Raw genomic sequence first — 11,468 nt, 5'->3', positions numbered from 1 at the left:
GGCCCCCGCGCCTACTTCTTGCTGAGCTCCTCCTGCCCCTTCTCGTAGCTCTCGTCCCAGTTCGCGCCTTCCTTGAAAGCCTCGGAAGCACCGGTCCGGCCGAGCGAGATGGGCTTGACGGTGTCCGCGAACCCGTCACGGCCGCGCGGCGCCATGATGTCGTCGACCCGGTTCGCCGCGTTCTTCGCCGCGTCGTTGCCGAACGTCAGCTTGTCGCGGATGGCGTTGTTGGCGCTGGAGAAGCCGTCCTCGATCTGCCGGACCGAGGAGTGGTTCTTGCCGATCGCGCGGCCGACGTCCTTGGCCTTGCGGCCGATGTTCACGGCGGCCTTCGCGAGCGCGTCGGACACGCCCTTGAGGTTGTCGAACTTGCGGACGGCCTGCGCGAGCTTCATGAGCAGCTTGCTGACCTTGCCCGCGATCTTGCCGGCGGTCGACGCGGCGCGGGCCACGGCCCAGCCGGTGAAGGCGGCGATCGAGGCGCCGAAGCTGCACCAGCTCGTGGCGAGCGCGGTCACGGCGGCGATGATGAACTCCGCGACGACGTCCGCCACGATGTCGCGGATGATGCCGCGCACCGCCGCGACCAGGACGCCCGTGCCGCGGATGCCCGTGGCGACCGCGTTCGCGGCACCTTCCAGCGCCTTGACCTGCTCGGCGAGGGTGGCGGCCGCCTTGCGGTAGCCGTCGCCGGACTGGCCGGTCCACGTGCCGGTCTGGCTGGTCGCGGCCTGCGCGTAGTCGTTGCCGACCTTCGCGCACGCCTTGGCGACCTCGCCCCAGGCTGCCGCGACGACGTTGATCGCGCCGGGGTCGCCGGCGAGGTCGTCGAGCGGCTCCTTGAGGAACGACACGTGCTCGATCAGCCAGCCGATGCCCGCACCGACGAGCGTGCCGAGCGGGTTCGCGACGAAGCCGAGCACGTCGAGTCCCAGCGCGACGCCGTCGAAGGCCCAGTCACTGGGGTTGTTGAAGTCTTCCGCGCACTTCCAGACGGTGTCGACGATCCGCGCACCGTCGGTCGCGTTGTCCGCACTGACGTCGAGAACCATCACTCACCCCTGGTACTTCGCGAAGAGCTTCGCGTGGTCGTCGTCGGTCTGGCGGGTGGCGTCGGCGCAGTCGCGCAACGCGTCGGCGACGTCGGGCAGCGCGTTCGCCAGCTCGTTGATCGAGTTCGCGATCGCCGCGATGTGGACGCGCACCGGCACGCTGAAGACCTGGCCGATGATCCCGTACGTCTCGACGCCGAGGTCGACGCCCTGACCGCGCGCGGCGGCGCTCGTGAGATCCATGCCCATCGACTGCACGTTGCCGGCGTGGTTCACCACGTCGGCGGGCACCATTGCGAATTCTGACACCGGGACCCCTTACCGGTAGATCGTGCCGAACGGCTCGTCGTCGTCCGGGCGCGCCGGACGCTGACGCTGCTGCGGTTGCTGCTCCTCGGTCTCCTCCGGCTGCTGCGCCGCGGTGACCTGGTCGCGCAGGAAGTCCATCGCGGACGTGCCGCCGATCAACGGCTGCATCGTCGCCTCCATCTGCCCCGCGACGGCCGCGTGCGCCCTGCCGACCGTCTCGGTGATCAGGGCGGCGAGCTGCTCGTGCGACATCCGCATCGCCGCGGGCGTCAGGCTCAGCTGCTCGAGCCGCCCGCCCGGCGCCATCCTGACCGTGACCGCGCGGTCGGGGCTGCTCACGTCCGCGCGCAACGCCTTGAGCTGGGCCTGCGTCTCCTCGGCTTTGCGCTGGATGTCGCTGACCCGGCGCATGTACTCCTCGAGACGCTGCTGCCCAGCACCCAGTTCTGCGGAAGTCATGCCCCGTGAGACTGCCGCGACCGCCTCCCGGTTCCCGCTACTTCCCGACCAGTTGCGCGACCATGTCCTTCGCGGACTGCCGGGTGGCGGCCACGACCGCGAGGACCGCCAGCAGCACGAGCGCGTCCCGGCTGCCCGCGAGCCACACGAGCGGCGGCGCGTCTCCCACGGCCAGCACCACTTCCACCACCGCCCACACGGCGAGAGCCGCGAGCAACGCCGTCGGCACCCAGCTGCTTCCGCCGCCGGGCACCGGCTTCCTCCCGTCGAGGTAGGACTGTCCATACCGGACGACCCGCGCGGCGTCCTTGTGCACGCTCTCCGCGACCAGCCCGATCACCGCCGCCACCAGCACCGCGAACCCGGCCAGCACCCCCGACGGCAGGTCGACGAGCCAGGCCTCCTCGAGCTGCGGCCACGGCGACACGAACGCCCCCACCCGCCGAGGCGCGTCGAAGAACGGCATCGACGCCAAACCCTCCGCCGCGGCCGTCGCGAGCCCGAGCCACGCCAGCGACCGCAGCCTGCGCACCCGCCGCGTGACGGGCGTGTTCCTGACGTCCTCCTCGGTCAGCGGCCACTTCTCGTCCGGCTTCGGCGTCTTCCGCCCGGGGACGAGGGACAGCACCGCCGCCACGGCGAACCACAGCGCCAGCAACCCGAGCGCCACCGCCAGGAGCGGCCCCGCGAGGAACCACCGCGCGCTGTCGTTCACCCCGGCGTCCCTGGTGGACCGGAAGACGGCGACCTCGCGCGCGCCGGGCTCCAGCTGCCCCGGCGGGAACGCGACCCGCTCGGTGCTCCCGTCCTCCCACCGCACGTCCGCGTCGCAGGCGTGGCTCGTGCCGGCGCCCCACCGCCCGACCGGCCCGTGCTCGGTGCAGGACACGACCGCGGCGGTGCCGGTCTGCCGCGCCTCCACCGCGCCGAGCAGGACGTCGGTGGTCCGGATCGTCGTGGCGAGCGCCAGGAAGGTGAGGACCGCGGCCAGCAGGAAGGCGAGTGCGCGCACGGGCACACCCTAGACAGAACGCACGCGCGGTCGGTGGGGAATTGTTCGACGCCGACGAAGTGCGCCGGAGAACGGCGCGAACCGCACTTCGGCCGTTCACTCGAACGTGCTTCGAAACCGGGGACGAGGCCTGTGGCCTGGCGCTGTTCCCCACCACGATCGACTTCGAGGACGGCCGCCGGCTCGTGGTCCGCTACACCGACCAGGACCACCAGGCGTGGGTCCACGCCACGCCCGCGTCGCGGCGGATCATCACCGACCGGCTCAAGCGCCTGACGTGACCGGCACCGCCCGGGGTGGGCCCGCTGGAGTTCACCCTGGGTTCGGCCGCTGGTCAGAACGGCGGACTAGAAACCGCGCATGACCTTCGACCGTCGCACGTTGTTCAAGGCAGGCGCACTGGGCACGGCCGCGGCGCTGGTGCCCTCGGGCGTCAGCCTCGCGAAGACCGACCGCCCGATCCTCACCCACGGCGTGCAGTCCGGCGACGTGACCTGGGACGGTGGCATCGTGTGGACGCGCGCCGACCGCCCGTCCCGGATGCTCGTCGAGGTGTCCGACGACCCGCGGTTCCGCCTCTCCCGCCTCTTCCGAGGCCCGTTGCTCACGCCGGAGACCGGCGGAACGGGGCAGGTCAGGGTGTCCGGTCTGCTGCCGGGCCGTCCGGCCTACTACCGCGTCACGGCCGAGGACCTGAACGGCCGCACCCGCAGCGAACCGCTCACCGGCAGCTTCTCCACGGCCCCGCTCGGCCGCGACGGGGTGCGGTTCGTGTGGTCCGGTGACGTCGCCGGCCAGGGCTGGGGCATCAACCCCGACCTCGGCGGCATGCCCATCTTCCAGGCCATGGCCGACCGCAGGCCCGACTTCTTCATCCACAGCGGCGACACCGTCTACTCCGACAACCCGATGAAGGAGACGGTGGCGCTCCCCGACGGCCGGATCTGGCGCAACGTCGTCACGCCGGAGAAGTCGAAGGTGGCCGAGACGCTCGACGAGTACCGCGGCCAGTTCGCCTACAACCTGCTCGACGAGAACGTGAAGCGCTTCGCCGCCCGGGTGCCGAGCTTCGTGCAGTGGGACGACCACGAGGTCACCAACAACTGGTACCCCGGCGAAATCCTGGACTCGCCGCTCTACACCGAGAAGCGCGTGGACGTGCTGGCCCAGCGCGCTTTCCAGGCGTTCCACGAGTGGATGCCGATCGACCGGCAGCGCGCGGTCGACGGTCGCGTCTACCGGAAGTTCGCCTACGGCCGCAACGTCGAGGTCTTCGTGCTCGACATGCGCACCTACAAGGACCGCAACACCTCGCCCAAGGACCAGCCGGGTGTGGTCCTCGGCGCGAAGCAGGCGAAGTGGCTCGTCGACGGGCTCAGCCGCAGCACCGCCACGTGGAAGATCATCGCGGCGGACCTGCCGATCGGCCTGGTCGTCCCCGACGGCACGGACGTCGAGGGCGTCGCGAACGGCCTGCCGGGCGCGCCCAACGGCCGTGAGCACGAGATCGCGTGGGTGCTCAGGGAGCTGAAGCGCCGCCGCGTCAAGAACACCGTGTGGCTGACCGCGGACGTGCACTACACCGCCGCGCACCACTACTCGCCCGACCGCGCGGCCGTGGGCGACTTCGACCCGTTCTGGGAGTTCGTCTCCGGACCGCTGCACTCCGGCGCGTTCGGCCCGAACGCGCTCGACCCGACGTTCGGGCCGCAGGCCGTGTTCGTGCACGCCCCGCCCACCGCCAACACCTCGCCGCTGGACGGGTTCCAGCACTTCGGCGAGGTCGAGGCGACGAGGCACGAGCTCACGGTGTGGCTGCGCGACGCCACAGGCGCCTCGCTGTGGTCCAAAACGCTCAGCGCCGCCTGACCGGAGCCGTAGTGTCGGACGCGTGCCCATCTCGTTCGACACCACCGGCTTCCACCAGACCGACCAGAACACCTGGCAGCACCACAACGGTGACCAGGTCCGGCTGACCTACCACGGCGTGGTCCCCGACCTGCCCGCCGCGCTGGACGACCTGCCGGAGCTCAGGCACGGTCTCGCCCTGGTCCACGGCGAGACCGGGTGCCTGGTCGAGGCCCACGTCGTCCAGCTCGGCGGGGCGCCGGCGCTGCTGCGGATCATCAAGATGCCGCTGCCGGACCAGCCGAACGGGCAGGTGTTCGTCGCCTCCTTCACGGTTCCGAAGGAACGCAGCAGCGCCGTGCTGCTGCTCGTGGCGGTGGAACGCGGCATGACCGGCGCGCGCGAGGCCGTGCTGGCCGCCGAGATCGGGTTCGAGGACTGGGTCAGGCCCCACCCGTACGCGCCGGAGCTGGAGGGCGTGCTCCCGTTCCACGCGGGCGACGACCCGCGCTACGACGCACGGTTCCCCGACCACCCGTTATCGCGCGTGCGCGCGTGGGCGCACCATGTTGTCCGCACGGCCCGGGTCGATCCGGGGTTCGCCTCACTGCCGCCGTTCCGCGTCCCGGCACCGCCGCCTGCCGTCGAACCGGGCCAGACGCTGTCGACCGCGCTGCCGAGCCTGCCGGTCAAGGACTTCATCGGCCTGCGGATCGGGGAGCGGACGACGTACTGGCGCACGACCGACTCGAAGCTCGCCGAGGTGCTCGGCCGCGGCCTGATGGGTCGCTCGCCGCTCGCGGAGACCCGGTTCCGCGACATGCTGCTGATCGATGTCGAGACCGGGGACGCGATGATCCCCGACCGCTTCACCACCGACGGCCAGATGACCGCGCACAGCACGCGTCTGCGGCAGGTCACGCTGCAGGAGGCGGACGCGGCGCTCTCCGACGACGACGTCATGGACGCCTTCAAGTGGGCGGGCCGGATGTGCGGTGCCGCGGCGGAACGCGGCGAGTTCCTGTCCCTGGAACCGATCGAGAACGACGGCGAGCAGGCGGATCCGCACATCCTCCTGGCCGTGCAGCCGCACGAGGGCCGGCAGGTGGTGATCGCCCAGTTCTCCCCGCCGCCGTCCGTGGGACCGCTCGCGGGCGCGACGAGCCGTACCGCTCCCGCCACCGCGGAGTCGGTCGAGGGCATCGGTGTGCTCGCCGGGCTCGCGGTCAACGAGTGGCGCTCACATCCGCTGAAGATGGCGATCACCTACCGGCGTTCCGCAAGCTGACTGCAAATATTTGCAGAGCACGACGTATTGTTTCCCGCTGTTTGTCGTGGTTTCGTGCAGCAACCCTGCAAGAAGTTGCGACAAGGAGGTCGCGATGCGTCGGGTCGTCGCCGCGCTCGCTGCACTGGTTCTGCTCCCCCTCACACCGGCCCAGGCCGTTGCCGCTGCACCGCAACGTCTTGCTGTGGGCGAGGTGGTGGACATCGCGCCCGGTGTGCGCGACGGGGACGCGAGGCTCGCCTTGCCGCCCCGACGCGACGACCTGCGGGGTGAGCGCTTCTACTTCGTGATGCCTGACCGGTTCGCGAACGGCGACACCGGCAACGACCGCGGTCGCTCGAACACCGCGGAACACGGGTTCGACCCCGAAGACAAGGGCTTCTACCACGGCGGCGACCTCAAGGGGCTGCACGGGAAGCTCGACTACCTCGACGGCATGGGCATCACGGCGATCTGGATGACGCCGATGTTCCTCAACCGCTGGGTGCAGGGTGACAGTGCCGGTTACCACGGCTACTGGACGACCGACTTCACCAAGCTCGACCCGCACTTCGGCACCACGCAGGAGATGCGCGACCTGATCCGCGACGCGCACCGCCGCGGCATCAAGGTCTTCTTCGACATCGTCGCGAACCACACCGCCGACGTCATCAAGTACGCCGAGGGCAGGACGCAGTACGTCTCGACCGGCGCGCAGCCGTACCTGGACGCCGACGGCAAGCCGTTCGACCTCGCCGACCACGCAGGCCGCGGGGACTTCCCGGAGCTCGACCCCGCGAAGTCGTTCCCGTACACGCCGGTGAAGCAGGGACCGACGAAGTTCCCGTTGTGGCTCAACGACTCCACGCTCTACCACAACCGCGGCGACTCGACGTTCTCCGGCGAGTCGAGCGAGCAGGGCGACTTCTCCGGCCTCGACGACCTCATGACCGAGCACCCGCGCGTGGTCAAGGGCATGAAGGACATCTTCACGAGCTGGATCGACACGCTCGACATCGACGGCTACCGCGTCGACACCGTCAAGCACGTGAACCTGGAGTTCTGGCAGGCGCTCGCGCCGCACGTGAAGCAGTACGCGAACCGCAAGGGCAAGAAGGACTTCTTCGTCTTCGGCGAGGTCTTCGACTCCTCGCCCGAGAACACCTCGAAGTACACGACCGCCGGCAAGATGCAGGCCACGCTGGACTTCCCGTTCCAGAGCAGCGCCCTGAGCTTCCTGTCCGGCAAGGGTTCCCAGCGCCTCGGCGAGGTGCTGCTGGACGACGACCGCTACACCGACGCCGACTCCAACGCCTCGTCGCTGCCCACGTTCCTCGGCAACCACGACATGGGCCGCATCGCGTGGATGATCCGCAACGACAAGCCCGGCATCTCCGACGCCGAACTGCTGGAGCGCCTCAAGCTCGGCAACTCCCTGATGTACCTGTGGCGCGGCAACCCGGTCGTCTACTACGGCGACGAGCAGGGGTTCGCGGGCACGGGTGGCGACAAGCTGGCGCGCCAGGACATGTTCGCCTCGAAGACGCCGGAGTACATGGCGGAGAAGCTCATCGGGTCCGACCGCACGGGCGCTGTGGACAACTTCACCACCTCGCACCCGCTCTACCAGCAGCTCAAGGCCCTGGCCGCGCAGGTCGACGAGGACCCGGTGTGGCGCGACGGCAACCAGGTCCTCCGGTACGCCGACGGGGACGTGTTCGCGTTCAGCCGCATCCTCGGCCGCGAGCACCTCGTCGTCGCCAACGCCGGCACCTCGCCCGCCACCGTCACCGTTCCCGTGTCGTCCTCGGGCTTCGAGAACGCGCAGGTCCAGAACGGCCGCGTCACGGTGACCGTGCCCGCCCTGTCGACGGTGGTGCTCAAGGGCACCGGCGACGTCGCCAGGTCCAAGCCGTCGCCGACGCTGGTCGCCCCGGCCCCCGGAACGGTGCTGGACAAGCGCGTCGAGCTCCGCGCGGACGGCATCAGCGCCCCCAACGCGGCGGCCACGTTCGCCGCGCGCGTCGAGGGCACCCGCGAGTGGACCGTGCTCGGCACCGACGACGCCGCCCCCTACCGCGTCTTCGCCGACCTGCCGGCACTTCCGGGCGCCGCGGCCGGCAAGCGCGTCGAACTGCGCGTGGTCGCGAAGTCCGGCGAGATCGGCGCGGACGGCGCGTTCGTCTCGCTCGTGGCCGCGCCACCGCTGCCGGACCCCGGCACGAAGAACCCGAACTGGCTGGTCGTGCACTACGCCCGCGACAACCACGACGGCTGGGGCCTGCACGTCTGGGGTGACGTCGAGACGCCGACCGAGTGGAGCGCTCCTCTGCCGTTCGCGGGAGAGGACACCTACGGGCGCTTCGCGTGGGTGAAGCTGAAGCCGGGGGCCAGGTCCGTCGGGATCATCGCGCACAAGGGCGACGAGAAGGACACGTCCGCCGACCGGGTCGTCGACCCGAGCGTCACACCCGAGGTGTGGCTGGAGCAGGGCGATCCGGCCGTGCACCCGTCCGAGCAGGCGGCCACCGGAAAGGCCGTCGTGCACTACGTCGGTGACGCGACCGGAGCCGTCGTGCGCGTTGCCGGACGTGGCGACGTGCCGTTCACGAACGGCATTGCGGAACTCCCGCCGACCACGGACTTCTCGGTCGTGCGCGGCACGACCGTGGAGGCGACGGGCAAGTTCACGAGCGGCCACGCGTGGGTCGCGAACGGCAAGGTGCACGCCACACGCGCCGCCGCCGAGAACCGCGCGGTGATCCACTACCACCGCCCGGACGGCGACTACACCGACTGGACGATGTACCACTGGACGGGGTCCGCGGAGCCGTCACCGGGCTGGAACTCCTCGCGGGTACCCGACGGGCGCGACCAGTTCGGTGTCCACTGGTCGGTGCCGCTCGCGGCCGGTGCGGCGGGACTGAGCTACATCCTGCACCGCGGCGACACCAAGGACCCGGGACCCGACCAGTTCCTCGACCTGGGCCAGCAGGGGAACGAGGTGTGGCAGTTGCAGGGTGACGAGACCTACCTGCTCCCGCCGAACGCCGGTCCGGCCGCCGATGACGACCTGACCAAGGCCAAGGCGATCTGGATCTCCAGGGACAGGGTCGTCTGGGACGTGCCGTCCGTGCAGACCGACGGCTACCGCCTCGAGTACGGCCCGAAGGTGCTGCGGCTCTCGCCCACCACCGAGGAGGTGCCGGCGCGGTTCCCGCACCTCAAGGGCAAGCCGGTGTTCGCGGTGCGCGGGTTCGTCGACGAGGCGTTGCGGGACAGGCTCGCCGCCGTGCACGTCGACGCCGGTGGTGCGATCAGACACCGCACGAGCGTGCAGATCGCGGGCGTGCTCGACGACCGCTACGCCGCCGCCGCGACGAAGCTGACGTTCGGGCCGGAGTTCCACCGCGACCGCGCGTCGATCCGGCTGTGGGCGCCGACCGCGCGGAACGTGAAGCTGCGCCTGTTCGACGAGCCGTCCGGTGAGCCCCGCAAGGTCGTGCAGCTCAAGCGTGACGACGCTTCCGGCTCGTGGACCGGTGAGGGCGGCTGGAAGAACAAGTACTACCAGTTCGAGGTCACCGACTGGCAGCGCACGGTCGTTGTCACCGACCCGTACTCCGTGGCGTTGTCGGTGAACTCGACGCATTCGCAGTTCGCGGACCTCGAGGACAGCCGGACCATGCCGTCCGGCTGGTCGAAGGACGTCGCGAAGGGCATCGGCGGCGCGATCACCGAGCTGCACGTGCGCGACTTCTCGATCAACGACCAGTCCGTCCCGGTGGCGGACCGCGGCACGTACAAGGCGTTCACGCACCGCGACTCGACCGGCATGAAGCACCTGAAGACGCTGGCCGCGGCGGGCATGGACACCGTGCACCTGCTGCCGACGTTCGACATCGCCACGATCCCCGAGAAGCGCTCCGAGCAGGCCACCCCGGCCTGTGACCTGCCCTCGCTGCCCGCGGACTCCGACCGGCAGCAGGCCTGCGTCGGCGCTGTGGCGGCGAAGGACGGCTTCAACTGGGGCTACGACCCGTTCCACTACGACGTGCCCGAAGGCTCGTACGCCACGGCGGACGCGCAGAACGGCTGGGCACGCTCGAAGCAGTACCGCGAGATGGTGAAGTCGTTGCACGACAACGGCAACCGCGTGGTGGTGGACGTCGTCTACAACCACACGGCGGCGTTCGGCGACGCACCGACGTCCGTGCTCGACAAGGTCGTGCCCGGCTACTACCAGCGGCTCGACCTCGACGGCTCGGTCGCGAACTCCACGTGCTGCGCGAACACCGCGACCGAGAACGCCATGATGGGCAAGCTCGTCGTCGACTCGGTCGTGCGCTGGGCGAAGAACTACAAGGTCGACGGGTTCCGGTTCGACCTGATGGGGCACCACCCGAAGGCGAACATCCTCGCGGTGCGCGCGGCCCTGGACGCGCTGACCGTCGAGAAGGACGGCGTGGACGGCCGCAAGATCGGCGTGTACGGCGAGGGCTGGGACTTCGGCGAGGTCGCGGGCAACGCGCGGTTCGAGCAGGCCACCCAGGCCAACATGGCGGGAACGGGCATCGGCACGTTCAGCGACCGGCTCCGCGACGCGGTGCGCGGTGGCGGTCCGTTCGACGACGACCCGCGCGTGCAGGGCCTCGGCTCCGGTCTGGCCGGCGACCTGAACTCCTCGCCCGCGAACGGCGACGTCGCCGCGCGCCTGGAGAACTACAGCGACCTGGTGAAGCTCGGCATGGCGGGCAACATGGCGTCGTACCGCTTCCAGTCGACCGCCGGGCCGGTCGTCTCCGGCCGGGACGTGCGGTACAACGGCTCCCCGGCGGGCTACACCGGTCAGCCGCTGGAGGCGATCACGTACGTGGACGCGCACGACAACGAGGCGTTGTTCGACGCGTTGATGTACAAGCTGAAGCCGGAGACCTCGATGGCCGACCGCGTGAAGATGCAGACGGTCTCGCTGGCACCGGCGCTGCTCGGCCAGGGGCGGCCGTTCGTGCACGCGGGCACGGAGTTCCTGCGCTCGAAGTCGTTGGACCGCAACAGCTACGACTCGGGGGACTGGTTCAACGCCTACGACCCGTCGTTGCGCGACAACGGGTTCGGCCGCGGACTGCCGCCCAAGGCCGACAACGAGGCGAAGTGGCCGTACGCGAAGCCGTTGCTGGGGCTGGCGAAACCGACTTCCGCGGACATGAGGGCCTCGCTGGACGCGACCCTGGAACTGCTGCGGATCCGGCAGCTCTCGCCGCTGTTCTCGCTCGGGTCGGCCGACCTCGTGCAGCAGAAGGTCTCGTTCCCCGCCGCCGAGCCCGGCGTGATCGTCATGCACGTGGACGACACGGTCGGACCGGACGTCGACAGGGCGCGCCGCGGACTGGTCGTGGTGATCAACCCGTACCCGACCGAGAAGGCCGTGACTCTGCCCGCCGGTGACTGGAAGCCGCTGACCAGCGAGAAGAAGGCGGGAGCGGCACGTTCGGTGGTCGTGCTGGAGCGATAGTTCCGC

8 protein-coding genes are annotated in these 11,468 nt (G+C 70.3%); 4 read left to right on the top strand and 4 right to left on the bottom strand.

Annotated features, from left to right (window positions below; genetic code table 11):
- Positions 1–11: 11 nt before the first annotated feature.
- Genes BLQ91_RS24275 through BLQ91_RS24260 form a run of 4 tightly spaced genes read right to left on the bottom strand, consistent with a single transcriptional unit; the run spans position 12 to position 2,832 of the window.
- On the bottom strand, positions 12–1,052 hold the full coding sequence (locus tag BLQ91_RS24275) for a WXG100-like domain-containing protein (RefSeq protein WP_090100334.1): 1,041 nt from the start codon (positions 1,050–1,052) through the stop codon (positions 12–14).
- A 3-nt stretch (positions 1,053–1,055) separates the two neighbouring features.
- Positions 1,056–1,361 carry a type VII secretion target gene (locus BLQ91_RS24270; RefSeq protein WP_245733782.1) on the bottom strand — a complete coding sequence of 102 codons (306 nt, stop codon included), beginning with the start codon at positions 1,359–1,361 and terminating at the stop codon, positions 1,056–1,058.
- A 9-nt stretch (positions 1,362–1,370) separates the two neighbouring features.
- Positions 1,371–1,820 carry a YbaB/EbfC family nucleoid-associated protein gene (locus BLQ91_RS24265; RefSeq protein ID WP_245733781.1) on the bottom strand — a complete coding sequence of 150 codons (450 nt, stop codon included), beginning with the start codon at positions 1,818–1,820 and terminating at the stop codon, positions 1,371–1,373.
- A 37-nt stretch (positions 1,821–1,857) separates the two neighbouring features.
- Entirely contained in the window at positions 1,858–2,832 is a 975-nt protein-coding gene (locus tag BLQ91_RS24260) for a DUF6346 domain-containing protein (protein ID WP_143022788.1), read from the bottom strand.
- Between the two features lie 41 nt (positions 2,833–2,873).
- Here BLQ91_RS24260 and BLQ91_RS24255 point away from each other — a divergent pair, with 41 nt between their 5' ends.
- The 4 genes from BLQ91_RS24255 (at position 2,874) to pulA (ending at position 11,462) form a co-directional block, all read left to right on the top strand.
- Positions 2,874–3,113 carry a hypothetical protein gene (locus tag BLQ91_RS24255; protein ID WP_090100129.1) on the top strand — a complete coding sequence of 80 codons (240 nt, stop codon included), beginning with the start codon at positions 2,874–2,876 and terminating at the stop codon, positions 3,111–3,113.
- Between the two features lie 79 nt (positions 3,114–3,192).
- Entirely contained in the window at positions 3,193–4,701 is a 1,509-nt protein-coding gene (locus BLQ91_RS24250; RefSeq protein WP_090100127.1) for an alkaline phosphatase D family protein, read from the top strand.
- A 22-nt stretch (positions 4,702–4,723) separates the two neighbouring features.
- Positions 4,724–5,968 (top strand): hypothetical protein, encoded by a 1,245-nt coding sequence (locus tag BLQ91_RS42170; RefSeq protein WP_218130393.1) that lies wholly within the window; start codon positions 4,724–4,726, stop codon positions 5,966–5,968.
- A 94-nt stretch (positions 5,969–6,062) separates the two neighbouring features.
- A complete protein-coding gene (pulA, locus tag BLQ91_RS24240; RefSeq protein WP_090100125.1) occupies positions 6,063–11,462 on the top strand; it encodes a pullulanase-type alpha-1,6-glucosidase in 5,400 nt (1,799 codons plus the stop codon).
- The last annotated feature ends 6 nt before the right edge of the window (positions 11,463–11,468 follow it).

Origin of the sequence: Lentzea jiangxiensis, assembly GCF_900104175.1 — a bacterium.
GTDB classification, from domain to species: Bacteria; Actinomycetota; Actinomycetes; order Mycobacteriales; family Pseudonocardiaceae; genus Lentzea; species Lentzea jiangxiensis.
Note: the sequence above shows the minus strand (reverse complement) of the source record. Positions and strands in the feature narration are given on the sequence as shown.